A 25088-nucleotide genomic window follows, 5' to 3' on the forward strand; every position below is an offset into this window, starting at 1 on the left:
TGAGAAATATCACAAAACTCTCAAAGGGCTTTAAAGTTAACCCATGGTGACCCACCGCACGGCAGTCGTCCCCCTTGATTCCGAGACCTCCGGCAGATGCCTGTGCGGCCATCGAGCCGACTACGTGATCGAGACACGCTGGTTCTCGGGCCGGCACTCCCGCGACCCCGTCTGTTCCCCGCACGTCACCGAGGTCCTCCAGGGGATCGCCAAGCAGAACGCCCGCCGCGACGGGGGATGAACGGACGTCCGGATCCGGTTCCTCACCGCCCCCGGCCTGGAGGATCCCCGCCCGCGCGTGACCACCGTCCGTGATCTCGTCACCATGATCGCCCCGGCTCCGGCCCGGCCGGTGCTCCCGGCCGCGTGGTCGCGCCGGGGACGGACGTCCCCGCATGACCGGCACCTCATCCTGACTCGAGCTCCCGGACAGGCATACCTGGTAAGACGGGGGGAACGCCCGCCCTGTGAACCGCGGGTCTAAGGAGCCCTTCCATGCCACCCGAAGATGCGAAAATCCTCTCCATATCCACCGATACCTACGGGGGCGCCGTCGTCGTCCGGGCGATCGGTGAGCTCGACTACGACTACGCGCCCGTCTTCCGCAGGGAGCTCACCCGGGTATGGGGCACGGACGCCGGCGTCTCGCCGGCCGAGCCTCCGCCCCTGCCCGCACCCTCGCAGGAGTCGTCTCCCGCCTTCCCCGACACCTCCCCGCTGCTGCCCGATCACCCCTTCTCCCCGGCGGCCTCGCCCCCGGCCGCCCTGCCCTCGACGCCCTCGGCGGTCTCGGCACCCTCGGCGGTCTCGGCGGTCTCGCCCCCGGCGACAACCCCGTCCTTCCTCGCGGCGCGGAACGCGTTCCCCTCCGGGACGACGGCCGGGACGACGACAGAGACAACGACAGAGACAACGACAGAGACAACGACAGGGATGACGGCAGGACCGACGGCCGGGACGGCTCCTTCCTGGCTCATCCTCGACCTGACGGGACTCACCTTCTGCGACTCCACCGGGCTCGCCGAGCTGATGTGGAGCCTGCGCCAGAGCCAGGAGACCGGGACGCGCCTCGTGGTGGCCGGGGCGAACCGGACCCTGCTCCACATGCTGACCACCACCGGGCTGCTGACCTTCTTCACGATGGCCGGCTCCGTGGAGGAGGCCCTGCTGGAGGCGGGGTCGAGCGCGCCCGAGGAGGGCTGACACGCCCGCTTCCGGCGCACACCGGGAACGGACGGACACCGGGGGCGAGGGACGGGCGACGAAGACGGACGGGCGCCGGTCGGACACGGGCCGGCGCCGCTCGGGGACGCGCTCACAGAAGCCTGAGACTTATGTCGTCAAAAAGCCCTCATTAGCCTTACAAGTGAGTCAATATCTTCATACGGGAAAATCCACTCTCCACCGAAAGTGGGGTCCCGATGCGGAAGACACCGCCGCGGGCGACCGCGGAAGCACCGCCCGGCTCTCCGAACGCGCTGCCCGTGGAGCCCAGGGAGTTCGTCACCCTGCTGGCCGTCGACTTCACCGGCACCTACCAGGTCTACCTGGCGGCGAAGGACGAACGGATCAAGATGACCCGGTTGTCCATGAGCCTGCTCGCCGCTCCGTTCGCCGCGGCGGTCGCGCTGGCCAGCGCGAAGGTGATCAGGCCGGACGCGCTGGCCGCCTGGGAGAGCGTCCCGTGGTACCTGTTCGCCACGGTCGCCGCGTTCGGGCTGCTCAACGTGCTGCCCTTCCTGCGGCTGATCGAGGCGGTCAACGCGCACATGAGAACGGCGCGGGCGCTCAACAACTTCCGCCTGCTGTACGTCCTGCCCCTCAAGGACCACTTCTCGGCCCTCGGTTGGAGCCCCAACCTGCCGGTCGATCCCCGCTATCCGGAGACGTACGCGCCACTGGCGTGGCCGGGGATCAACGTGATGATGCTGGCGCTGGTCAACGGCTCCTACATCGCGGTCGGCGTGCTCGGGCTGATCGGGGCCGAGCCCACCCCGGCCCTGCTGCTGGTGATCATCGGGTTGCTCGCACTGATCCACTATTTCGTCTACTACGTGCGCGCCAATGTTTCCCGGCAACGCCGACTCCCACACAATCCCTACCATTTTCCCAATGTGGAGACATGAATGCCCGACCTCCTCAGGTTCGCGTCTTGTGGGGAGACGTGGATCTGGCTGATGCGACACGTGAAGGACAGCGGCGGTCCCGCCCTGGACGACCGCGGCCCGATCATCGAGGCCCCGGCCGTGCTGTTCGAAATCAACGCGCTGAGCTGGGACGATCCCATCCTGGCGTGCCACGGCGACCCGGGGAAGATCCCGCTGTACGCCAGCAAGTTCAGTGAGCGGTCGATCGTCCCGCCGTTCAAGTACAGCTACGGGGGACGGCTGCGGCAGTTCCTCGGCGTCGACCAGCTCGACTGGGTCTCCGACGTGCTGCGGGCCAAGCCGTACACCAAGAGCGGCTGGATCTCGCTGACCGCTCCCGGGGAGCCTCCCGACGCGGTGCCCTGCCTGACCAGCCTGGCCTTCCGGCTCCGCGCCGGACGACTGGTCATGACCGCGGCCTTCCGGTCGCAGAACGCCTACACCTGCTACCTCAACTACGTGCCGCTCCGCGGGATCCAGCGCGAGGTCGCGGACGGCCTGACGGTGGGCTGCGGGCCGATGAGGGTCTTCGTCGACGTGCCCCACATCTACACCGCGGACGAGGAGCGGGTGGGGAGGATCCTCCGGCCCGCGGAACGGGCCGGGCCGAAGGGAAGGACCGGTCCGAGGAGAAAGGACCGGAAGGGAGCCGGTGCCCGGCTCCGGACGGCACAGCTGCCCCGGCCGGTCACCCGCGCCGGGGAGTGACCCGGACCGGGCCCGGCGCCGCCTCACCCGCCGTCGCGGGTGAGGCGGCGCGCCGTCCGGGACGCTTCGGTCCCTCGGAGCCGGTCGCCCCCTCGAAGCGACGCGACCCCCCGAAACCGCACGCCCCTCGAAGCCGTACGACCCCTCGAAACCGCGCGACCGCTCGAAGCGGCGCGGTCACTTGAAGCGGCGCAGCCGCAGGCTGTTGCTGACCACGAACACCGAGGAGAGCGCCATGGCACCTCCGGCGATCATGGGCGTGAGCAGCCCGGACGCGGCCAGCGGGATGGCCGCCACGTTGTAGGCGAAGGCCCAGAACAGGTTGCCCCTGATGGTGCGGAGCGTACGGCGGGACAGCCGGACGGCGTCGGCGGCCACCCTCAGGTCGCCGCGGACCAGCGTCAGGTCGGACGCCTCGATCGCCACGTCCGCGCCCGTCCCCATCGCCATGCCGAGATCGGCCTGGGCGAGGGCGGCGGCGTCGTTGACCCCGTCGCCGATCATCGCCACGACGCGGCCCTCGGACTGCAGGCGCTTGACGACGTCCACCTTGTCGGCGGGCAGCACGTCGGCGATGACCTCGTCGATGCCGACGGCCTCGGCGACCCTGCGGGCCACCGCCTCGTTGTCCCCGGTCAGCAGGACCGGGCGCAGGCCCAGCGCGCGCAGCGCGGCGACCGCCTCGGCCGAGGTGGGCTTGATCTCGTCCGCGACGGTGAGCACCGCGCGTACCTCGCCGTCCCATCCGGCCACGACCGCGGTCTCCCCGCGGGCCCGCGCCCGGTCCAGCTCCTCCTCCAGGGAGGCCGGCAGTGCCTGCGACCACTCGGCGAACAGCCGGGGGCGCCCGACCAGGACGGCGTGCCCGTCGACGACGCCCTGGACACCGAGACCCTCGATGTTCACGAAGTCCTCGACCTCGGCCGTGGAGTTCGCCGCGCGGGCGACGGCGCGGGCGACGGGGTGCTCGGAGGCGGCCTCCAGCGCCCCGGCCAGCCGGAGCACCTCGCCCGCGTCCTGTCCCGGCGCGGCGTGGACGTCCTGGAGGGTCATCGTGCCGGACGTCACGGTGCCGGTCTTGTCGAGCACGACGGTGTCGATGCCGTGGGTCGACTCCAGCGCCTCGGGCCCCTTGATCAGGATGCCGAGCTGGGCGCCCCGGCCGGTCCCCACCAGCAGCGCGGTCGGCGTGGCCAGGCCCAGGGCGCAGGGGCACGCGATGATCAGCACCGCGACGGCCGCGGTGAAGGCGGCGACGGAGCCGGCCCCGCTGCCGAGCCAGAAGCCGAGGGTCGCCACCGACAGCGCGATCACGATCGGGACGAACACCGCCGAGATCCGGTCGGCCAGCCGCTGCACGGCGGCCTTGCCGTTCTGCGCGTCCTCCACCAGCCTGGCCATCCGGGCGAGCTGGGTGTCGGAACCGACCCGGGTGGCCCTGACCGTGAGCCTGCCCGAGACGTTCACGGTGGCGCCGGTCACGGCGTCGCCCGGACGCACCTCCACCGGGACCGACTCCCCGGTCAGCAGGGAGGCGTCCACGGCCGAGGACCCCTCCTCGACCACGCCGTCGGTCGCGATCTTCTCTCCCGGCCGTACGAAGAAGAGGTCGCCCGTCGCGAGCGAGGCGATCGGCACCTGCTCGCCGGAGGCCAGCGTGACCTCCTTGGCGCCCATCGACAGCAGCGCGCGGAGCGCGGCACCGGCGCGGCGCTTGGAGCGGGCCTCGAAGTAGCGGCCCGCGAGGATGAAGGTGACCACCCCGGCCGCGGCCTCGAAGTAGATGTTGCCCGAGCCGTCCCCGCCGGACGGGACGAGCTCGAAGCCGTGCCGCATGCCCGGCATGCCCGCCGTACCGAAGAACAGCGCCCAGAGCGACCACGCGAAGGCGGCGATCGTGCCCAGCGAGACCAGCGTGTCCATGGTGGCGGCGCCGTGCCGCAGGTTGGTCCAGGCCGCCCGGTGGAAGGGCCACCCGCCGTAGACCACGACGGGACCGGCCAGCGCGAGGGAGAGCCACTGCCAGTTGTCGAACTGCAGCGCCGGGATCATCGCCATCGCGACGACCGGCACCGACAGGACGGCTGAGGTGATCAGGCGCTGCCTGAGCGGCGCGAGCCCGTCGTGCTCGTCGTGCTCACCGGATCGCTCGCTCCCGTCGGGGGCCGTGACCGGCTCGGGGGGCGCGGGCGGCGCGGGCGGCTCGGCGGTGTAGCCGGCCTTGCGGACCTCGGCGATCAGGTCGTCGTGGGTGATCTCACCGGGGTAGGCGACCTTCGCCTTCTCGGTGGCGTAGTTGACGGTCGCGCTCACCCCCTCCAGCTTGTTGAGCCTGCGCTCAATGCGGGCCGCGCAGGAGGCGCACGTCATGCCGCCGATGGCGAGTTCGATCTCGCCGCCGACGGTCGGCTCGCCGGTGGTCATGGACGTCACGGCCCCTCCCGGTGCCTCGTGTGTCTTCTTCGCCCTCGTCCGTGGTCGCTCGTCCGGGTGCGCGCTCTCCTCATCAGAGGAACGTGTGACCCCCATGGGGTATTTCACGGCTGATCACCGTGCTCGTGGGAGCCGTGGTCGTCCTCGGCCGGCGTCGTGGCGCCCGCGGACTCCGGGTCCGGGGCCGTGACCGCGGTGAACGCGGCGGTGCGCACGGTCCCGGCGTGCTGGAAGTCCAGGAAGAGCCGGTACGTCCCGGAGCTGGGCACCTCGGCGTAGAAGGTGATGTTCGGGCCCGGCGTGGTGCGCCCGTCACCGGGGGCGCCGTCGGGGTGCACGTGCAGGTAGGCCAGGTCCCCGTCCCGCAGCGCGACCAGGTGGCCGTACGCGGCCAGGTAGGGCTCCAGGTCGGTGACCGGGCGGCCGTCCTTGGCGACGGAGAGCGTGAGCATGCTGGTGCGGCCGGCGACGAGCCCCCCGGTGAGGGTGACGGTGTAGTCGCCCACCTTCGCGGTCTCCGCCGGGAGGGCGGGGGGTGCGGGCCGGTAGTCGCCCGCCACGGACAGGTCCATGCCCAGCGTCATCGCCTTCCCGCCCTCGGGGGCGAAGTCGGCGAAGGCCCGGTACTCCCCCGCGGTGGGCAGCTTCAGCGGGACCGACCAGACCCCGTCCCCCTCGCGGACCGGGTGCAGGTGCTGGAAGCCGGTCAGGTCGCGGCGGACCACGATGAAGTGGAGCTCCTTGTCGTGCTGGACGCTGAAGCCGGTGACCGGGTGACCGTCGGGGCCGATGACCGAGAACCGGAAGTCGGTCCGCTCGCCGGCCTTCACCTCGTCGGTCTCCGGCAGGAGCGTGTACCCGCCCTCGGAGACCTGGAGCCCGCCGGGGACGGCCGGCGCCTTCGCCGCCTGCGCGGCGGTGCCGGAGCGCGCGCCGGGGGTCGCGCTCGGCGCGGCACCGTGGCCCGCGTCCTGCCCGGCGCCGTGCCCGGCCTGACCGCCCTGTTCCCCGCCCTGTTCCCCGCCCTGTCCGTCACCGTGGCCGCCCTTCGCGGTGTCCTGGACCGCGCTCGCGGCCTCCGCCCGGGTCGCCGTCGGCCCGGCCACCCGTCCCGCCCCCAGGGCGCCGCCGAACACCACGACCAGCCCCAGCGCGTACGCGCCCACTCTCGTCACACCGTTCATCACTCCTCCTTTATACCCTCAGGGGGTATGTATCCACGCGCAACAGTGCCACACCACCACCCTTCATGGCAACCCCCGGGGGGTATCCGCGACGCCGGTCTCCGCACCACAGGATGACCGGAACGCGAGACGAGGAAGGGACGTATGGGAAATCAGGCACGTGCGACCGCGTCCCGTCCCGGGACGGAACAGGGCGGGGACCGGGGTCGCGGCGCCGGAGCGGCCGACGCGCCGGAGCGGCCGACGCGCCGGAACGGCCGGGGGCTGGACGGCCAGGACGGTCGGGACGGCCGGGCAGGCCGGCGCGGAAGGCGTCAGGAGGGCAGGTGGCGGATGCGCTCCGAGGACGGGTCGTACAGGGGTTCGGCGACGACGACGGCGCCCGTCCAGGTGCCGGTGACGCCGACCTCCACCCGGTCGCCCGGGACGGTGGCCGCGGGCAGGTAGGCGTAGGCGATCGAGCGGTCGACGCGGTGGCCGTACCCGCCGCTGGTGACCCGTGAGACGGGCAGGCCACCGGCACGGACCGGCTCGCCGCCCAGGCAGACCTGGCGGGGGTCGTCCAGGACGAGGCAGGACAGCCGCCGCGCCGGCGCCGGCGCCGGTCCCGGGACGGCATCGCCGTTGCCCGGGGCGGCCGGCGCGTGGAGAGCGGCCGGCGTGTGGAGGGCAGACGGCGCGTGGAGGGCGGCACGGCCGAGGAAGTCCCTGTCGTCGGCGACCGCGAAGCCCAGGCCCGCCTCGTAGGGCGTGGTCTCCGGGGTGATGTCCAGCCCCCAGACGCGGTACCCCTTCTCCAGGCGCATCGCGTCGATCGCGCGGTACCCGGCCGGGCGCATGCCGTGCGGCGCCCCCGCCTCCATGAGCGTGTCCCACAGTGTCAGCCCGTACTCGGTGGGGCAGTACAGCTCCCAGCCGAACTCGCCCACGAACGTCACCCGCTGGGCCAGCACCGGGACGTTCCCCACGCTGATCTCCCGGGCCCGCAGGTAGCCGAAGGTCAGGTCGTCGGAGCAGACGGAGCCGAGGATGTCGAGCGCCCGCGGGCCCCAGAGGCAGTAGCAGGCGTGGGCCGAGGTCACGTCGCGGACGTCGAGGCCCAGGCCGCGGAGCCAGGCGGCGTCGTGGACGCCGAACGCGGTGCCGGTGACCAGGCGGAAGCGGTCCTCGGCCAGGCGGGTGACGGTCAGGTCGGCCTCGACGCCGCCCCGCTCGTTCAGCAGCTGGGTGTAGACGACCGAGCCCACGGGCCGGTCGATCCGCCCGGCGCACGCCCACCGCAGCCCTTCCAGCGCCCCGGGCCCGGACACCTCCAGCTTGGAGAACGAGCTCTGGTCGAACAACCCGGCGGCGTCCCGGGTGGCCAGGCACTCCTCGCGGACGGCCGGCGACCAGATCCGCCCGGCCCACCCGTCCGGGCGGCGCGCCGCACCCTCCTCCCGACCGCCACCGGCATCGTGACCGCCGGCGGCGTCATGGGTTTCGTGACCGTCGCGGGCATCGTGATCGCCACGACCGTCATGACCGTCGCGGGTGTCGCGACCGTCGCGACCGGGACCCGGCGGGAGCGTGGCGGGCTCGTACCAGTTGACCCGCTCCCAGCCGGACTTCTCGCCGAACGCCGCCCCCAGCTCCACGTGCCGCACCCAGGCCGGTGAGCGGCGGAGCGGCCGGGCGGCGGTGCGCTCCTGGCCGGGGTAGACGATGTCGTAGTACGTCGAGTACGCGTCCAGGGCCTTGGCGCGGGCCCAGGAGGCCGAACGGGCGTGCCCGGAGAACCGGCGCAGGTCCATGGCGAACACGTCGTACTCGGGCGAGCCGTCCACGATCCACTCGGCCATCACCTTGCCCACGCCGCCCGCCGCGGCCAGGCCGTGCACGCAGAACCCCGCCGCCGCCCACAGGCCGCGGACCGGGGTCTCGCCGAGCAGGAACTCGCCGTCGGGGGTGAACGCCTCGGGGCCGTGGACGACCTTCGTGATCCCGGTACGGGCCAGGTCGGGGACACGCCGCACCGCCGAATCCCACGATTCCTGAAATTTCGGCATATCGGGTTTGAAAAGCGTCCGGGGCTCCTCCAGCGGTTCCGCCGTGTCCCAGATCTCGGGTTCGCGGATATACCCACCGACCAGAATCCCGCCGCCCTCCTCCCGAAAATAAACAATGTTGTCCGGATCCCGGACCGTGGGCATGAAAGAGGAGACGTCGAAAGGCTCGGTGACGACATATTGATGCTTGATCGGCACGACCGGGATGTCCACCCCGGCCAGCCGCCCGACCCGGCCACTGGCCGCGCCCGCCGCGACGACCACGGTCTCGGCCAGGACCGTCCACTCCTCGGCCCCGTCCGGGGACCCGCCGTTCCCGGCGCCCCGCGCGAGCCGTACGCCGGTGATCGCGCCGCCTGCCACATCGAGTCCCGTCACGCGGGTCCCGGTGAGGATCCGCACGCCCAGTTTCCGCGCCCCGGCCGCCAGCGCCCTGGCCAGCAGCGCCGGGTCGAGCCAGCCGTCCCCGGGCAGCCAGAGCGCGGCCCGCACGTCCCGGACGTTCAGCAGCGGGAGCCTCTGCCCCGCCTCGGCGCCCGAGAGCATCTCGATGCCGAGCCCGTAGGTCTCCGCGGCCCCGGCCAGCCGCAGCGACTCCTGGACCCGCTCGGGCGTGGTGGCCAGCCGCAGGCCGCCGACCCCGTGCCAGCCAGGGTCCAGGCCGGTGAGCTCGGCCAGCTCGGGGTAGAGGCCCGCCGAGTACATGATCATCTTCGTCTGGGTGACGGTGGAGCGGAGCTGACCGACGAAACCGGCCGAGTGCCAGGTCGTCCCCTCGGTGAGCTCGTGCCGTTCCACCAGGAGCACGTCGGTCCAGCCGAGCCGCGCCAGGTGGTAGGCCACGCTGCATCCGGCCACCCCGCCGCCGACCACGACCGCCCGCGCGGAGCTGGGAAGTTCCACGGTTCGCGCCCCCTCTGTAACACCGTGCTCGCAAAATCGGATCAATGGTCTGAAGGTAGGCCAAAGGAGGGCAGCATGCCAGATCCCCTGGCGGACGTGCGCGCCTGGGCGGGACAGCCCTTGACCGAGACGCCGATCAAGGGAGGCCTCAGCCACCGGATCGTCCGCCTGGACGCGGCGGACGGCCGGCGCTGGCTGCTGCGCGTGCTGGACCCCCGCGTGTCCGAGGCCGGCCTGGGCATCCCGATCGAGCAGGAGATCGCCAACACCGTGCGCGCCGCGGACGCGGGGATCGGCCCCAGGGTGCTGCACCGGCTCCCGGACGCGCTGGTGCTGGAGTACCTCGAAGGCGTCACCCTGGACGCGCACGCGGTGCGCGGGCTCCCCGGCCCGGTCGCCGCGGCCTGCCGCCGGCTGCACGCCGGTCCCCGGTTCGTCAACGACTTCTCCGTCTTCCGCAAGCTGGACGAGTTCCTCACCCTGTGCCGTACCCACGAACTGGCCGTACCCGACGGCTACCTCGACCGCCTTCCCGCGGCGGCGGAGATCGAGCGGGCGCTGGCCGCCGACCCGCCGCCCACCGTGCCCTGCCACAACGACCTGCTGCCGGAGAACCTCATCCGCTGCGGCGACGAGGTCAGGATCGTCGACTACCAGCTCTCCGGGAACAACGATCCCGCCTTCGAGCTGGGCGACATCGCCGCCGAGGCCGACTACGACCCCGACCTGACCACCCGGCTGGCCCGCGCCTACCTCGGCGCCGAGGACCGGCGGTTCACCGCCCGGGTCAGGCTCAACCTGATCATGTCCAACCTGACCTGGACGCTCTGGTTCGCCGTGCACCACGGATTGTTGAGGGAGCAGGCGGCCGACGCCGACTTCGACTACCGCGCCGAGGCGGCCGACAAGTTCTCGCAAGCCGTACGGGACCTGGACGACCCGGGTTTCGGGCGGCTCGTCGACGACGTCCGGGGCGCGCGTCCCGGATCTTCACACCCCCCGCACCACCATGCAAGGAGGCTTGAGTGACCAAGCCAACATCGGTCGACGAGGACGCGAAGCGGCTCGCCGAACTCGGTTACAAGCAGGAGCTCTCCAGAACCTGGAGCGGCTTCTCCAACTTCGCCATCTCCTTCTCGATCATCTCCATCCTGGCCGGCTGCTTCACCACGTTCGGCCAGGCGTGGAACAACGGCGGCCCCATCGCCATCTCGTGGGGATGGCCGCTGATCTCGATCTTCATCTTGATCATCGGGCTCTGCATGTCGGAGCTGGTCTCGGCCTACCCGACCGCGGGCGGGATCTACTGGTGGGCCGCCAAGATGGGCAAGCCGATCCACGGCTGGTTCACCGGGTGGTTCAACCTCATCGGGCTGATCGCCGTGACCGCCTCGGTCGACTACGGCTGCGCCACGTTCCTGAACATCACCCTCAGCCGGTTCTTCCCCGGCTGGGACCCCAACCTCAACAACGCGTTCATCCTGTTCGCGATCATCCTCGTCCTGCACGCGCTGATCAACATCTTCAGCCACCGGCTGATCTCGACGCTGCAGAACGTCTCGGTGTGGTGGCACGTGTTCGGCGCCGCGGCGATCGTGCTCATCCTGGTCTTCGGCCCGGACTCGCACCAGTCGATGTCGTTCGTGTTCACCGAGACGATCAACAACTCCGGCTTCGCCGACTCGTCCTACTGGTTCTACGTGCTGCCGCTCGGCTTCCTGCTGACCCAGTACACGATCACCGGCTTCGACGCGTGCGCGCACGTGTCCGAGGAGACCCAGGGCGCCTCCACCGCCGCCGCCAGGGGGCTGTGGCAGTCGATCTTCTACTCGGCGATCGGCGGCTGGATCCTGCTGCTGGCCTTCCTGTTCGCGGCCACCGACGTGAACGCGATCAACGAGGCGGGCGGCTTCGTCGGCGCCATCTTCGACAGCGCCGTCCCCGGCAACCTGGCCACGGCGATCTTCACGATCTCCACCATCGGCCAGTTCTTCTGCGGGATGAGCTGCGTGACCTCGATGTCCCGGATGACCTACGCCTTCTCCCGGGACGGCGCCATCCCGGGCTGGCGGCTGTGGTCGAAGGTGGACGCCAACCGCACCCCGGTCAACGCGATCGTCTTCGGCTGCGCGGTCGCGCTGATCCTCACCCTGCCCGCCCTGTACGAGGCCCCCGGCGGGGTGCCGCTGGCCTTCTACGCGGTCGTCTCGGTGGCGGTCATCGGCCTCTACATCGCCTTCGCGATCCCGATCTGGCTCCGGCTGCGGATGGGCGACCGGTTCGAGCCGGGCCCCTGGACGCTGGGGCGCAAGTACAAGGTCATGTGCTGGATCGCCATCGTCGAGATCGTGATCATCTCGATCTACTTCGTCATGCCGCTGGTGCCCTCGGCCGTGCCGTTCAGCGACGAGTTCACCTGGACCTCGGTGAACTACTCGCCGATCGTGGTCGGCGTGATGGTGCTGGGCGTGGGCCTGTGGTGGGCGCTGTCGGCCAGGCACTGGTTCACCGGCCCGCGCCGCACGGTCGACATGGCCGAAGCGTTCGACCCGGCGGGCCCGACCGGCACGGCCGGTGACCCGGAGGACGGCCCGGCCGGCAGGGGTCCCACCGCCTGACCCGTCACGCCCCGGCGGCCCGGCGAACCCGGCAGAAGGGGTCACGGCGTGACCCGGTGCGGTTCCTCCCCGGAGCCGCACCGGCCGTCACGCGGCCCCGGCGGGGACGCTCAGCCCGCCTCGAAGGCCTCGGCCACCGCCGCCCGGACCCGGTCCATCTCCGCGGCGGCGGGGGCCTCCCGGCCCACCGAGGTCATGTCCACCTCGGGCATGCCGCAGGCCACCGCCCAGCCCCACGGGGTCAGGTCGCCGTCGACGTTGAGGGCGAATCCGTGGCTGGTGACGCCGCGGCTCTGCCGCATGCCGATGGAGGCGATCTTGCGTCCCGTCTCGCTCGTCCACACGCCGGTCAGCAACTCCGAACCCGGCGGGGTGTCCCTGCGCTCGGCCGGGACGCCCAGCGCGCCCAGCGCGCCGACGATCCTCAGCTCGACCTCGCGGACGTAGTCGACGATCCCCTCGCCCTCGCCGAGCTTGACGATCAGATACCCGACGAGCTGGCCGGGACCGTGGTAGGTGAGCTGCCCGCCCCGGCCCGTACTCACGACGGGGATGCCGTGAGCAGGGTCGGGCAGGTGACTCTCGTCGGTCCGCCTGCCGACGGTGTACACCCGCGGGTGGCTGAGCAGCCAGAGCGTGTCGGAGCACTCGTCGCGCTGCCGCCGGCCGACCAGGTCGGCCATCCGCTCCATGGCCTTCTCGTAGTCGACCAGGTCGTCCTGGACCAGGGACAGTGGGCGTCGCCTCATGCCCCCAGACTATGTGTCAGTAGCGAACCGCCGGCGCCTTGGGGACGAAGATCCACATGAGCACGTAGGCGACCCAGAGCGGCCCCGGGATGAGCGAGAGCAGCAGCCAGAACACCCGCACCAGCGTGGGCGGCATGTTGAAGGTCTCCGCGATGCCGCCACAGACGCCGGCGATTATCTTGTGGTTTCTCGAACGATGCACGATGTCTCCCCGGATCGATGTTCTTCGTCTGTCAAACGAACGGTTCACGTCAGCCCGTTCCCGAGGCACCCCTGAGAAAACCCTGACAGGGTCCGAGCTATAACTTCTGCCCATCTCGGCGGAGATACGTCTAGGCGAAATGGTTTGATCACGGTACGTTCCGCCATGTACGAAGAGGGAATCCCTCTCCCCGTTCCACCCCTAGGAGCGTTATGCGCCTGAGGTTACGCCGAACCATGGTTCAGGCAGCCACTGTGGTCACGGCCATCGCCCTGCCCCTCGCCTTCACCGTCCCGGCGAGCGCGGCCCCCGCGAGCACCGCCGGCCCCGTCGTCTCCGACGTGCTGGCCAACGTGTTCGCGACCCAGATCAAGGGCAAGAACGTCAAGAAGCACCTGGACAAGTTCCAGGAGATCGCGACCGCCAACGGCGGCAACCGGGCCGCGGGCTCACCCGGTTACGACGCCTCGCTGGCCTACCTGCAGGACAAGCTGCGCAAGGCCGGATACAAGACCTCCACGACCGACGTCGAGTTCCCGCTCGGCTGGCAGGAGTTCAGCCCTCCGGTCCTGGAGCAGACGGCCCCCGAGGCGAAGACCTACGCCACCCCGGCCGACTTCGTGACCGTGGTCTCCTCCGCCGGCGGCGACGTCACCGCCCAGGTGCAGGTCATCGACCCGGTCATCCCGCCCGCGCCGACCCCGAACACCTCGACCGCGGGCTGCGAGACGGCCGACTTCGCGGGCTTCGTCCCGGGCCGGATCGCACTGATCCAGCGCGGCACCTGCGCGTTCGTCGACAAGGCCACCAACGCCAAGGCCGCCGGCGCGGCCGGTGTGATCTTCTTCAACGAGGGTCAGCCGGGCCGTACCGACCCGCTCCTGTTCGACATCATCGAGTGGCGCTTCGACATGCCCATCGTGATGGCGAGCACGGCCGTCGGCCTGGACCTGGCCGACAGCCCGAACACGACCGTGCGTCTCAAGGTCGACGCCGAGACCGAGGTCGGCCGTACCAAGAACCTGATCGCCGACTCCCGCTGGGGCAAGTCCGGCGAGATCGTGGCGGTCGGCGCGCACCTCGACAGCGTGCCCGAGGGCGCCGGCATCAACGACAACGGCTCCGGCAGCGCCGCGATCCTGGAGACCGCGCTCAAGCTGGCCCACGTGCCCACCAAGCACCGGCTGCGCTTCGCGTGGTGGGGCGCCGAGGAGCTCGGCCTGCTCGGTTCCGAGCAGTACGTCGCGGGCCTGTCGCAGGCCGAGCGGGACAAGATCCGGCTCTACCTGAACTTCGACATGGTCGCCTCGCCGAACGACGGTACCTTCCTGTACGACGGTGACGACTCCGACGCCGAGGGCGCCCCGGCCGGGCCGACCGGATCGGCCGAGATCGAGAAGCGCCTGGAGGCGTTCTACGCCAAGCGCAACCTGCCGTTCGAGGGCACCGACTTCACCGGCCGCTCCGACTACGGCGCCTTCATCGCCAACGGCATCCCCGCCGGCGGCATCTTCACCGGCGCCGAAGGCATCAAGACCCCCGAGCAGGCCGCGAAGTTCGGCGGTACCGCCGGTATCGCCTACGACCCCTGCTACCACTCCGCCTGCGACGGCATCACGAACATCAACGCCGCAGCGCTCGAGCGCAACTCCAAGGCCGTGGGCTACGCCACCGCGTTCTACGCCTACGACCTGACCGGCATTCCCGACCGCAACGCCGCGGCGCTCGCCAAGAGCGCCGCGAGGAGCACCGCGCCCGAGGGCGCGGCCCGCTAGCGAAAGCGGTCACGCAGACGCACCACCCACATGGCACCACGGCTGTACGGCGCGCCCCCGACCCTGGGGGCGCGGCCTCCCGGGGGACCCCCCACCCTCAGATCCGAGGAGCATGATGCGCAAACTGTGGACCACGGGCATGGCGGCGATCCTCGCCATCCCCCTGGCTTTCACCGCCCCGTCGGCGTCAGCGGCCGCCCCACCGGACATCTCGCTGACCGCCGTCAAGGCACACCTGACGCAGTTCCAGTCCATCGCCAACGCCAACGGCGGCAACCGCGCCCACGGCCGCCCCGGCTACCTGGCCTCGGCCAACTACGTCAAGGGCAAGCTGGACGCGGCGGGCTTCACCACCACGCTGCAGTCGTTCACCTACGGCGGCGCGACCGGCTACAACGTCATCGCCGACTGGCCGGGCGGTGACACCGGCAACACCCTGATGATCGGCGCCCACCTCGACAGCGTGACCGCCGGGCCGGGCATCAACGACAACGGCACCGGCAGCGCCGCGATCCTGGAGACCGCGCTGGAGGTCTCCCGCCAGTCGCTGGCCCCCACCCGCCACCTGCGCTTCGCGTGGTGGGGCGCCGAGGAGCTGGGCCTGCGCGGCTCCCAGGCGTACGTGAACAGCCTCTCCTCCACCGAACGGTCGAGGATCAAGGGCTACTACAACTTCGACATGGTCGGCTCGCCGAACCCGGGCTACTTCCTCTACGACGGTGACAACTCCGACGGTGTCGGCTCGGGCCCCGGCCCGGCGGGCTCGGCGCAGCTGGAGGCGACGCTCGCGGCGTACTTCAGCTCGATCGGCGTGGCGACCCGGGGCACCGACTTCGACGGCCGCTCCGACTACGGGCCGTTCATCGCGGTCGGCATCCCCGCGGGTGGCACCTTCACTGGCGCCGAGGGCACCAAGAGCAGCGCCCAGGCCACCCTGTGGGGCGGCACGGCGGGTCAGCCCTTCGACCCCTGCTACCACCGCGCGTGCGACACCACCACCAACGTCAACGACACCGCGCTGAACCGGAACGCCGACGCCATCGCGTACGCGGTGTGGACGACCGCCGTCACGACGCCGCCGCCCGCGGCCATCTGGGAGGACACCTTCGAGACGTCGACCGGGTGGACGGCCAACCCCTCGGGCACCGACACCGCCACGGCCGGCGCGTGGGAGCGCGGTGACCCCGAGGCCACCACCTCCAGCGGCGCCAAGCAGCTCGGCACCACCGTCAGTGGTAGCAACGACCTGGTCACCGGCCGTCTCGCGGGCAGCGCGGCGGGCGACTACGACCTGGACGGCGCGATCAGCAGCATCCGCTCCCCGGCAATCTCCCTGCCGACCGGGACGCTGAAGCTGAACTTCTCCTGGTACCTGGCGCACGGCTCCAACGCCTCCAGCGCCGACTTCCTGCGGGTGAAGGTCGTCGGCTCCTCCACCACCCAGGTCTTCCAGCAGCTCGGCTCGGCCGCCAACCGCAACGGCGCCTGGGCCACGGCCAACGTCGACATCTCCGCCTTCGCCGGGCAGAGCGTCCGCATCCTGGTCGAGGCGGGTGACGCCTCCGGCGCCTCGCTCGTCGAGGCCGGCATCGACGACGTCAGGGTGACCCGCTAGCAGGCGTACCGGATGCGGCCCTCGGCCCTTCCCCGCTTCCCGTGCCGTCCGGACACCTCCCGGACGGCACGGTCCGCGGGCCGCATCCCCTTCTCCCCGGTCCTCCCCTGCTTCCCGGTCCTCCCCTGCTTCCCGGTCCTCCCCTGCTTTCCGGGCTCGCCGGGCTTGCCGGGCTTGCCGGGGGAAGGACCGTGGACGCCCGCCGCGCCACGGCGCGGCGGATCTCGGCCGAACGGCCGGTCACAACCGCCCCACCGCTCCGCTAGCCTCGCGTAGTCACGCACACGCTGGTACGGAAGGTGCTCAAGTGATCGGCTGGTTCGAAGCGGTTATTCTCGGACTGATTCAGGGATTGACGGAGTTTCTGCCGATCTCCTCCAGTGCCCACATCAGGGTCGTGTCGGCGTTCTTCGGCTGGCAGGACCCGGGGGCCGCGTTCACCGCGGTCATCCAGCTCGGCACCGAGGCCGCGGTGGTGATCTACTTCCGCAAGGAGATCTGGGAGATCATCTCCACCTGGACCCGCTCCCTGTGGACCCCCGCCCTGCGGAGCCACCACGCCGCCCGGATGGGCTGGTACGTCATCGTCGGCACGATCCCGATCGTGATCCTCGGCCTGCTCTTCAAGGACTCCATCGAGGGCGCCTTCCGCGACCTGCGCCTGATCGGCATGACGCTGATCGTCTTCGGCCTCGTCCTGTGGTTCGCCGACCACACCGCCCGCAACCGGCTCACCCTGGAGCGGCACCTCAGCTTCACCCACGCCCTGATCTACGGCTTCGCCCAGTCGCTCGCCCTGATCCCCGGCGTCTCCCGCTCCGGCGGCACGATCAGCGCGGGCCTGCTGCTCGACTACCGCCGGGAGGAGGCCGCGAAGTACTCCTTCCTGCTGGCCATCCCGGCCGTGCTGGGCGCGGGGTTCCTGGAGCTGTTCAAGATCGGCGAGGGGCCGGCCCCGGAGTGGGGGCCCACGATCCTGGCCACCGTGATCTCGTTCCTCGTGGGCTACCTGGCGGTCTCGTGGTTCCTGAAGTTCATCAGCACCCACCGCTTCACCGGTTTCGTGATCTACCGGATCGTCCTCGGCGTCGTCATCATCGCCCTGGTGAGCACGGGAGTCCTCGACCCCTCGGCCTAGGCACGCCCCTGTCCCCGGACGCGACGGAACCCCGGATCGCATCCGCTGCCGTGTCCACGGCCGCGGTTAGGTCGGGTCGGGTCGGCGAGGGTCGAGCCCGTCCGGCCGGGACGCCCCGGACGGGCTCGGCTCACGCGAACGGTTCAGGCGGGGGCGACCTCGTCCTGAACGACTCCGGCGGGGACGGTCCTGTCCGGGGAGACCCGGGCGGGGGACGGCGGATCGTCCGCCCGAAGCCGGGCGGCATCTCGGTAGGCGGTCGCGGCAGCGGCGAACATGGCGGTCAGCCCGATCACGAAGCGATCATTCCCCCGTACGGCACGGCGGACACCACCCCGGCCGGAAAAACGTGAGCGCGCCCCGGATCACGCGTCCTCCAACCGCCGCGCCCCCGGTCAGGCGAAGGCCGCAAGGTTGCGCGCCACCCAGTCGGCGAAGCCGCGGGGCGGGCGGCCGAGGACCCGTCCGATGTCGGGACTCACCCGCCGTTCGGCGTCCGACGGCTCGCCCAGGATGTCGAGGGTGCCGTCCACGACCGGCTCCGGCATGAACCCGAGCATCTGCGTCCTCGCCTCCTCGCGGCTCTGCTCGACGAACCGCACCGGTTCCCCCAGCGCGTCGCCGATGACCCGGGCCCGCTCGCGCGGAGAGATCGCCACCGGCCCGGTGAGTTCGTAGGTACGGCCGTCGTGGCCGTCGTCGCGCAGCACCACGGCCGCGACCTCGGCGATGTCGTCCGGGTCGACGAACGGCAGGGCGACATCACCGAACGGGGCGGCGGCCGTCCGCCCGGAACGGATCGCCGGGGCCCACGCGAACGCGTTGGAGGCGAAGCCGCCGGGCCGCAGGACGGTCCACTCCAGTCCCGATCGCCGGACGGCGTCCTCGTAACCCCTGAGCGGGTCGTGGGAGCGGGCCCGCGGCCGCGTCCCCGCCCCTTGGGAGGAGAGCAGCACCACCCGGCGGATCCCGGCGGCCTTGGCCGCGTCGAGAACGTCCGGAGGGTGCGCGCCCTGCCCCGGGATGAGCAGGAAGAGCGCGTCGGCCCCCTCCAGCACGGGACGGAGACTCTCCACGTCGGCGAGATCGGCCCGCCGGTGCCGTACACCCTCGGGCAGTTCGTCCGAGGGGTGCCGCGAGACCGCCGTCACCCGCTCGCCCGCCGCCGCGAGGGCTCTCACCAGCGGCCGCCCGACGTTCCCCGTCGCTCCCGTCACCACGATCATGAACAGCTCCCTTTCTCGGATTCGGCGTGATCGCCGACTCCGCCGGACGTCGTTCTCCGGCGCCTCGGTGACGCTAACAGCCTGCGTATAGTAGGTACCTAGGAGAAAGTGACTATCGAAAGAGGGTCCGCATGGACGGCGGCACGAGCTGGACGGCGGATCCCTCCGCCGGGGCCGAGAACGCCTGCCCCATCGCCCCGGTGGTCGACATCGTGTTCAGCCGCTGGACGACCCCGATCCTGTGGGCCCTCAACGCGCAGGGCCGGATGCGCTTCGTGGAGCTGGAACGCCACATCGGCACGATCACCCCGAAGGTGCTGACCCAGCGGCTCCGCCAGCTCGAACGCGACGGCCTGGTGGTGCGCACCTACCACCCCGAGATCCCGCCACGGGTGGAGTACGAGATCAGCGAGCTGGGCCGGAGCCTGGGTCCCCTGTTCGCCACGCTCGCCGAGTGGGCCGCCGCCAACCTGGGCGAGGTCGACCGGGCCCGCCTGGAGTACGACGCCCCCGCCCACCGGTCCTGACCCCCCAGAGCACGGCCCCCGGGGACGTCGGGGGCACCTCCGACGGTGAGGCGCGGACCACGTCGCTCCTGGCACCGCCGGGCACGGTTCCCGGGGACATCGGGGACACTGGACGGGTGCGTTCCGACCGGTCCGGCCTGCCCGTCCGCCACGTCCTGCCCGAGCTGCTCGCGGCCCTCGACGAGCGGGGTCTCGCCGTGCTCACCGCGCCCCCGGGCACCGGCAAGACCACGCTCGTCCCGCTCGCCCTGGCCGGGCTCCTCGACGGCTCGGCACGAAGGCGGGTGGTCGTGGCCGAACCGAGGCGGATGGCCGTACGGGCGGCGGCAAGGCGGATGGCCTGGCTGCTGGAGTCGGAGGTGGGAGCGGAGGTCGGGTTCTCGATCCGCGGCGAGCGCAGGACCGGCCCCGGAACGGTCGTCGAGGTCGTCACCACCGGCGTCCTGCTGCAACGGCTCCAGCGCGACCCCGAACTCGACGGCACGCACACGGTCCTGCTCGACGAGTGCCACGAACGGCACCTGGACGCCGACACCGCACTGGCCTTCCTCCTCGACGTACGCGCCACGCTCCGCCCCGACCTGCGGATCGTCGCCACCTCCGCCACCGCCGACGCCGCCCCCTGGGCCCGCCTGCTCGGCTCCGGCGATCCCGGCCCGCCCGGCTCCGGTGATTCCGGCCCGTTCGGCGGTGATCCCGGTCGGCTCGGCGGTGATTCCGCTCCGCCCGGCTCCGGTGAGCCCGCGCCGATCGTGCACGCCTCGGGCACCATGCATCCGGTCACCCCCGTCTGGGCGCCGCCCACCGGCACCGTCGCCCCGCCCCACGGCATGCGGGTGGACCCGGCGTTCCTGGCCCACGTCGCCGGTGTGGTGCGGCGCGCGCTGGCGGAGGGGGAGGGGGACGTGCTCTGCTTCCTGCCCGGTGTCGGCGAGATCGGGCGGGTGGCCGCGCAGCTTCGCGGCGTCGACGGCGGTGGCGACAACGACGGTGGTGGCGGTGGTGTGGAGATCCTGCAGGTCCACGGCCAGGCTCCGGCCCGCGTCCAGGACGCGGTCCTGTCCCCGGGCGCCGGGCGCAGGGTGGTGCTCGCCACCTCGGTCGCCGAGTCGAGCCTGACCGTGCCGGGGGTGCGGATCGTGGTCGACTCCGGCCTGGCCAGGGAGCCCCGCACCGACCATGCCCGCGGGCTCGGCTCGCTCAGCACGGTCCGGGCCTCCAGGGCGTCGGCCACCCAGCGGGCCGGGCGCGCGGGCCGCGAGGCGCCGGGCGTGGTCTACCGGTGCTGGTCGCAGGCCGAGCACGACCGGCTCCCCGAGTACGCGCGGCCCGAGATCGCCCTCGCCGACCTGACCGGTTTCGCCCTCCAGGCCGCCTGCTGGGGCGACCCGGCCGCCACCGGACTGGCCCTGCTCGACCAGCCCCCGCCCGCGGCGATGGACGCGGCCCGCCGCACCCTGAGCGCCCTGGGCGCCCTCGACCACGCGGGCCGGGTGACCGGCCGGGGCAGGCGGATGGCGGTGGCCGGGGTCCATCCGCGCCTGGCGCGGGCCCTGATCGACGCCGGTGCCGGGTCGCGGGCGGCCGAGGTCGTCGCCCTGCTCTCGGAGCAGCTTCCCCGCGAGGCCGGTGACGACCTGGTGGCGGTGTGGCGTTCCGCGCGCCGTGGTGGCGACGCGTTCTCCGCGCGCTGGCGCCAGGAGGCCGGGCGCCTGTCGCGGGCCGTCCCCGGCGGTGGCCCGCGCCGGGAAAAGGCGAAGGACGGCACCGCACCGCAGGGGGACGACGGCACCGCACCGAACGGGAGCGACGACACCGTGCGGGGCGGGAAGAACGGCGGCGCGCAGGGCGGAAGGGACGACACCGTACCGGGTGGGAGGGACGGCGGCGCGCAGGGCGGGAGCGATGACACCGTGGCCGGGACCGTCGTGGCGCTGGCCTACCCGGAGCGGGTCGCGCGGCGGCGCGGCGGGTCGTACCTGATGGCCTCGGGGACGGCGGCGGAGCTGCCGGCCGGGTCGCGGCTGGGGACGGCCGAGTGGCTCGCGGTCGCGGTCGCGGACCGGCCCACCGGTGCCGCGTCCGCCCGGATCAGGCAGGCCGTGGTGATCGACGAGGAGATCGCCAGGCTCGCCGCGGCCCCCCTGTACACGTCCGGCGAGGAGATCACCTGGCGCGTGCCGCCGGGAGAACGGCGCGGCGACGTGTCCGCGCGCCGGGTGGAGCGGCTGGGCGCGATCGAGCTGTCCTCCGGCGTGCTCCGCGGCGCCGACGTGCGTCCCGCCGTCCTGGAGGGGCTGCGCGCCGAGGGCCTGTCGCTCCTGCGCTGGACGCCCGAGGCCGTGGCCCTGCGCGAGCGCCTGGCCTTCTGCCGTCGTACGCTCGGCGACCCGTGGCCCGCGACCGACGACGACGCGCTGATCGAGGCGGCCGGCCGCTGGCTGGAACCGGAGCTCTCGCGGGCCCGCCGCCGGTCCGACCTGGAACGCCTGGACGTCGTCTCCGCCCTGCACCGCCTGGTCCCGTGGAACGCCCGCCTCGCCGAGACGGCCCCGGAACGGGTCGAGGTGCCGAGCGGGTCGAGGATCAGGATCGACTACTCGGGGGAACGACCGGTGCTGGCGGCCAAGGTGCAGGAGCTGTTCGGCTGGGCCGAGGCGCCGCGCGTGGCCGGGGTCCCGCTGGTGATCCACCTGCTATCCCCGGCGGGACGCCCGGCCGCCGTCACCGCCGACCTGGCCTCGTTCTGGCGCGAGGGGTACCGGGCGGTCCGCGCCGAGCTGCGCGGACGCTACCCCCGGCACCCCTGGCCCGACGACCCCATGTCGGCCCCGGCCACCCGCCGGACCAACCCCCGGCGCCGTCCGGGCGGGACATGATCTACCGCGCGTGAACCGGGCCGGATAACGCCGATGATCCGGACAAGACATCGGATCGATACGTGGCGCGCTTCCCCTGGCGGACTCGCCGGACCACACTCGGTTCATGTCGTGGGTGGGAAGTTCCGCAGTGGAGATCGCGGCTGCCGTACGACGGGGGAAGGTCGCCGCGTCCGCGGTCGTCGAGGAGCACCTCGACGCCATCGCCGAGCGTGACGGCCGCGTCGGGGCGTTCCGCGAGGTGCTCGCCGACCGGGCGCGGGCCGAGGCCCGGCTGCTGGAGGGACGCGAGGACCTGTCGGAGCTGCCGCTCGCCGGGGTGCCCGTCGCGATCAAGGACAACGTCGCGGTCGAGGGCGAGGTGTCGCGCAACGGCTCGGCGGCCACGCCGGACACGCCCGCCGGCACCGATCACCCCGTGGTGGCCAGGCTCAGGGCTGCGGGCGCGGTGGTCGTCGGCATCACCAACGTCCCCGAGCTCTGCCTGGCCGCGTTCTCCGACAACGTGTACGGGGTGACGCGCAACCCCTGGGACCTCGGGCGTACCCCGGGCGGGTCCTCGGGCGGGAGCGCGGCGGCGGTGGCGGCGGGCATGGTCCCGCTGGCGCACGGCAACGACGGGCTCGGCTCGCTGCGCATCCCCGCCGCCTGCTGCGGCCTGGTCTCGATCAAACCCGGCCAGGGGGTGGTCCCGCCTCCCGAGCACGACTGGTACGGCATGTCGGAGAACGGCCCGCTGGCCACGAACGTGGCGGACCTCGCGCTGGCGCTGGCCGTGATGGCGGGCGACATGTCCCTGGCCAGGCCCGGGGAGAGCGAGGCGCTCGGCGTGGGCAGCGCCATCGACGACTACCCGGGCGGGCTGACCCTGTCGGAGACGCCGAGGCTGCGGATCGCGGTCGCGCCCCTGCCGCTGCCCCCGGGCCTTCCGGTGGACGCGGAGTTCCAGCGGTCGGTCACCGGGGCGGCCGAGGTGCTGGGCGCCGCCGGGCACACCATGGTGGGCCGTACCGACCGGATGCCCGCCTGGCTCGCCGGCGCCGCCGTCGCCACCTGGTTCGCGTGCGCCAGGAGCGATGCCGAGGGCCTGGACCCGCGCAGGCTGGAGCGCCGCACCCGGTCGCTGGTCAGGGCGGGCCGCCTGCTCGCCAGGTTCGGCGCGGACGGCTCGACCGGCCGTGACCGCTGGCGCGCGCACGGCGCCGACCAGTGGTTCGGCAACGCCGACGTGCTGCTGATGCCCACGCTCGCGGCCCTGCCACCGGCCGCCGACCGCTGGGGGCGTCGCGGCCTGCCGGCGAACGCCCGCGTCAACCTGACGTACGCGCCCGCGACCGCGGCCTGGAACCTCGCCGGCTGGCCGGCCATGAGCGTCCCGTACGGCGTGCACTCCAGCGGGATGCCCATCGGCGTCCAGCTCGTCGCCGCGCCCGGGGGCGAGTCCCAGTTGCTGGCACTGGCCGGTGAGCTGGAGGCGGCCCGCCCCTGGACGCGCCACGCACCGCTCCGCTGACCCCACCCTGCCGAGCCGGCCGGACCCGACCAGGCCGGGCCGGGTCGGGTCGGGTCGGACCAGATCTGGCCGAGTCGGACCAGGCCCGGTCAGGTCAGGTTGGGCCGGGAGCGGGTTCAGACGCCCGTGGGGTGCCAGACGGTCTTGGTCTCCAGGAAGGTCGTCAGGCGCCTGGTGCCGGGGTCGGCGTACCAGTCGGTCGTCGCGGCGGGGCGCAGCACCCGCTTGAGGTTCTCCGACGCCGCCTCCTCGCACGCGACCGCCAGCCGCTCGTCGGTGACCCCGGTGAGGTCGAGGGCGTTGACGTCCATGTGCGCGGACAGCCAGGGGGCGATCTCCGCCACCGAGCCGGTGAGGATGTTCACCACCCCGCCGGGCAGGTCCGAGGTGGCCAGCACCTCGGCCAGCGTGATCGAGGGGAGCGGGGCGCGCTCGCTCGCGACCACCACGCAGGTGTTGCCCGTGACGATCACCGGGGCCAGCACCGAGACGAGCCCGAGGAGCGGCTCGTCGGGGGCGATCACCGCGACCACCCCGGTCGGCTCCGGCGAGGAGATGTTGAAGTAGGGCCCGGCGACCGGGTTGGAGGACCCGGCCACGGCGGCGATCTTGTCGGACCAGCCCGCGTACCAGACCAGCCGGTCGACGGCCGCGTCCACGATCTCCCCGGCGTCCCCGGCCTGCCCGGCCCCGGTGTCCGCCAGCTCGGCGACGAACTGGGCCCGGCGCCCCTCCAGCATCTCGGCGACGCGGTAGAGGATCTGCCCCCGGTTGTACGCCGTCGCGCCCGACCAGCCGCCGAACGCCTTGCGCGCGGCCGACACCGCGTCGCGGGCGTCCTTGCGGGAGGCCCGGGAGGCGTTGGCGAGGAAGTCACCGCTGGAGGAGGCCACGGGATAGGACCTTCCGCTCTCCGACCGCGGGAAAGCCCCGCCGATGTACAGCTTGTACGTCTTGCGCACGGCGAGCCTGCCCGGCACGCGACCGGCCCCTTCCCCGCCGCTCACGCCGTCCTCGCCGCTCACGTGCTCCCCGGCGCCCACGGCCGCACCCGCGTCACCGGCCTGCTCCCGCGCCTGACCGGCGGCACTGTTCCCGGCACTGTTCCCGGCACTGTCCCCGGCCTTCTCCCCGGCGTGTCCCGGCTCCTGCCCGGCGGCCTTCTTCCCGGCCTGCCCACCGGTCGGCTCATCGGCCTGCCCACCGGCCTGCCCGCCGGTCTTGCCGCCCGTCCGTGACCGGCCCGGCCTGTCCGCCTTACTCATTTCCCAGCCCTCTCCACGAGCTCTCCTGCTGCGCCAGCCGGGCCGGCACGAAGATCTGACCGCAGCGGCTCACGCCGCACCGGTGCGCGAACCAGCCCCGCATCACCGGCCGTCCGGCGCGGGCGAAATCATGACCCCGGGTGCTCTGGGCCCGGCGG

At 72.4% G+C, this 25088-nt stretch carries 20 protein-coding genes; 12 read left to right on the top strand and 8 right to left on the bottom strand.

Annotated elements, in window-relative coordinates; all coding sequences use genetic code 11:
* Nucleotides 1-43: 43 nt before the first annotated feature.
* From ACLQ2R_RS00415 to ACLQ2R_RS00430, 4 genes are all read left to right on the top strand, one after another.
* Nucleotides 44-241, top strand: a complete 198-nt coding sequence (locus ACLQ2R_RS00415) for a hypothetical protein (RefSeq protein WP_386238629.1) — start codon at nucleotides 44-46, stop codon at nucleotides 239-241.
* A gap of 254 nt (nucleotides 242-495) precedes the next feature.
* Entirely contained in the window at nucleotides 496-1203 is a 708-nt protein-coding gene (locus ACLQ2R_RS00420) for an STAS domain-containing protein (protein ID WP_425957236.1), read from the top strand.
* Between the two features lie 218 nt (nucleotides 1204-1421).
* Complete coding sequence (locus ACLQ2R_RS00425; protein ID WP_425957237.1) at nucleotides 1422-2126, top strand: hypothetical protein; 705 nt, start codon at nucleotides 1422-1424, stop codon at nucleotides 2124-2126.
* Between the two features lie 51 nt (nucleotides 2127-2177).
* The gene (locus ACLQ2R_RS00430) at nucleotides 2178-2855 is read left to right on the top strand and encodes a hypothetical protein (protein WP_425957239.1); all 678 of its coding nucleotides are present in this window, start codon (nucleotides 2178-2180) and stop codon (nucleotides 2853-2855) included.
* Nucleotides 2856-3032: 177 nt separating this feature from the next.
* Here ACLQ2R_RS00430 and ACLQ2R_RS00435 read toward each other — a convergent pair whose 3' ends face one another.
* The 3 genes from ACLQ2R_RS00435 to ACLQ2R_RS00445 all read right to left on the bottom strand — a co-directional run bounded on the left by ACLQ2R_RS00435 (nucleotide 3033) and on the right by ACLQ2R_RS00445 (nucleotide 9423).
* On the bottom strand, nucleotides 3033-5279 hold the full coding sequence (locus ACLQ2R_RS00435; protein WP_425958145.1) for a heavy metal translocating P-type ATPase: 2247 nt from the start codon (nucleotides 5277-5279) through the stop codon (nucleotides 3033-3035).
* A gap of 113 nt (nucleotides 5280-5392) precedes the next feature.
* Entirely contained in the window at nucleotides 5393-6472 is a 1080-nt protein-coding gene (locus ACLQ2R_RS00440; RefSeq protein ID WP_425957240.1) for a hypothetical protein, read from the bottom strand.
* 314 nt (nucleotides 6473-6786) lie between these two features.
* The gene (locus ACLQ2R_RS00445) at nucleotides 6787-9423 is read right to left on the bottom strand and encodes a GcvT family protein (protein ID WP_425957242.1); all 2637 of its coding nucleotides are present in this window, start codon (nucleotides 9421-9423) and stop codon (nucleotides 6787-6789) included.
* A gap of 75 nt (nucleotides 9424-9498) precedes the next feature.
* On the opposite strand from ACLQ2R_RS00445, the gene ACLQ2R_RS00450 reads away from it, so the two are divergent.
* Nucleotides 9499-10452, top strand: a complete 954-nt coding sequence (locus ACLQ2R_RS00450) for a choline/ethanolamine kinase family protein (RefSeq protein WP_425957243.1) — start codon at nucleotides 9499-9501, stop codon at nucleotides 10450-10452.
* Nucleotides 10449-12041, top strand: coding sequence for an amino acid permease (locus ACLQ2R_RS00455; RefSeq protein WP_425957245.1), 1593 nt, complete (start codon nucleotides 10449-10451; stop codon nucleotides 12039-12041). The genes ACLQ2R_RS00450 and ACLQ2R_RS00455 overlap by 4 nt, the downstream gene beginning before the upstream one ends.
* Before the next feature lie 110 nt (nucleotides 12042-12151).
* Here ACLQ2R_RS00455 and lipB read toward each other — a convergent pair whose 3' ends face one another.
* Together lipB and ACLQ2R_RS00465 are read right to left on the bottom strand one after the other, a co-directional pair.
* Nucleotides 12152-12790 carry a lipoyl(octanoyl) transferase LipB gene (gene lipB, locus ACLQ2R_RS00460; RefSeq protein WP_425957247.1) on the bottom strand — a complete coding sequence of 213 codons (639 nt, stop codon included), beginning with the start codon at nucleotides 12788-12790 and terminating at the stop codon, nucleotides 12152-12154.
* A gap of 16 nt (nucleotides 12791-12806) precedes the next feature.
* Nucleotides 12807-12992, bottom strand: a complete 186-nt coding sequence (locus ACLQ2R_RS00465; RefSeq protein ID WP_386238611.1) for a PspC domain-containing protein — start codon at nucleotides 12990-12992, stop codon at nucleotides 12807-12809.
* A 236-nt stretch (nucleotides 12993-13228) separates the two neighbouring features.
* Between ACLQ2R_RS00465 and ACLQ2R_RS00470 the strand changes: the two genes are divergently transcribed.
* The 3 genes from ACLQ2R_RS00470 to ACLQ2R_RS00480 all read left to right on the top strand — a co-directional run bounded on the left by ACLQ2R_RS00470 (nucleotide 13229) and on the right by ACLQ2R_RS00480 (nucleotide 17520).
* Nucleotides 13229-14767, top strand: coding sequence for a M28 family metallopeptidase (locus tag ACLQ2R_RS00470; protein WP_425957248.1), 1539 nt, complete (start codon nucleotides 13229-13231; stop codon nucleotides 14765-14767).
* Between the two features lie 112 nt (nucleotides 14768-14879).
* A complete protein-coding gene (locus ACLQ2R_RS00475; RefSeq protein ID WP_425957249.1) occupies nucleotides 14880-16382 on the top strand; it encodes a M28 family peptidase in 1503 nt (500 codons plus the stop codon).
* A 307-nt stretch (nucleotides 16383-16689) separates the two neighbouring features.
* Nucleotides 16690-17520, top strand: coding sequence for an undecaprenyl-diphosphate phosphatase (locus ACLQ2R_RS00480; protein WP_425957251.1), 831 nt, complete (start codon nucleotides 16690-16692; stop codon nucleotides 17518-17520).
* 143 nt (nucleotides 17521-17663) lie between these two features.
* Here ACLQ2R_RS00480 and ACLQ2R_RS00485 read toward each other — a convergent pair whose 3' ends face one another.
* Together ACLQ2R_RS00485 and ACLQ2R_RS00490 are read right to left on the bottom strand one after the other, a co-directional pair.
* The gene (locus tag ACLQ2R_RS00485; RefSeq protein ID WP_425957252.1) at nucleotides 17664-17816 is read right to left on the bottom strand and encodes a hypothetical protein; all 153 of its coding nucleotides are present in this window, start codon (nucleotides 17814-17816) and stop codon (nucleotides 17664-17666) included.
* A gap of 99 nt (nucleotides 17817-17915) precedes the next feature.
* Nucleotides 17916-18746, bottom strand: a complete 831-nt coding sequence (locus tag ACLQ2R_RS00490) for an NAD(P)H-binding protein (protein ID WP_425957253.1) — start codon at nucleotides 18744-18746, stop codon at nucleotides 17916-17918.
* A gap of 131 nt (nucleotides 18747-18877) precedes the next feature.
* Between ACLQ2R_RS00490 and ACLQ2R_RS00495 the strand changes: the two genes are divergently transcribed.
* The 3 genes from ACLQ2R_RS00495 to ACLQ2R_RS00505 all read left to right on the top strand — a co-directional run bounded on the left by ACLQ2R_RS00495 (nucleotide 18878) and on the right by ACLQ2R_RS00505 (nucleotide 23665).
* Nucleotides 18878-19273 (top strand): winged helix-turn-helix transcriptional regulator, encoded by a 396-nt coding sequence (locus ACLQ2R_RS00495; RefSeq protein WP_425957254.1) that lies wholly within the window; start codon nucleotides 18878-18880, stop codon nucleotides 19271-19273.
* Between the two features lie 116 nt (nucleotides 19274-19389).
* Complete coding sequence (locus ACLQ2R_RS00500; RefSeq protein WP_425957255.1) at nucleotides 19390-22152, top strand: ATP-dependent RNA helicase; 2763 nt, start codon at nucleotides 19390-19392, stop codon at nucleotides 22150-22152.
* A gap of 106 nt (nucleotides 22153-22258) precedes the next feature.
* Nucleotides 22259-23665 (top strand): amidase, encoded by a 1407-nt coding sequence (locus tag ACLQ2R_RS00505; RefSeq protein WP_425957256.1) that lies wholly within the window; start codon nucleotides 22259-22261, stop codon nucleotides 23663-23665.
* A 116-nt stretch (nucleotides 23666-23781) separates the two neighbouring features.
* On the opposite strand, the gene ACLQ2R_RS00510 is transcribed toward ACLQ2R_RS00505, so the two are convergent.
* Complete coding sequence (locus ACLQ2R_RS00510) at nucleotides 23782-24690, bottom strand: aldehyde dehydrogenase family protein (protein ID WP_425958146.1); 909 nt, start codon at nucleotides 24688-24690, stop codon at nucleotides 23782-23784.
* Nucleotides 24691-25088 lie beyond the last annotated feature (398 nt).

The sequence above is a fragment of the Streptosporangium sp. DT93 genome (assembly GCF_049844535.1).
Classification (GTDB): Bacteria; Actinomycetota; Actinomycetes; order Streptosporangiales; family Streptosporangiaceae; genus Streptosporangium.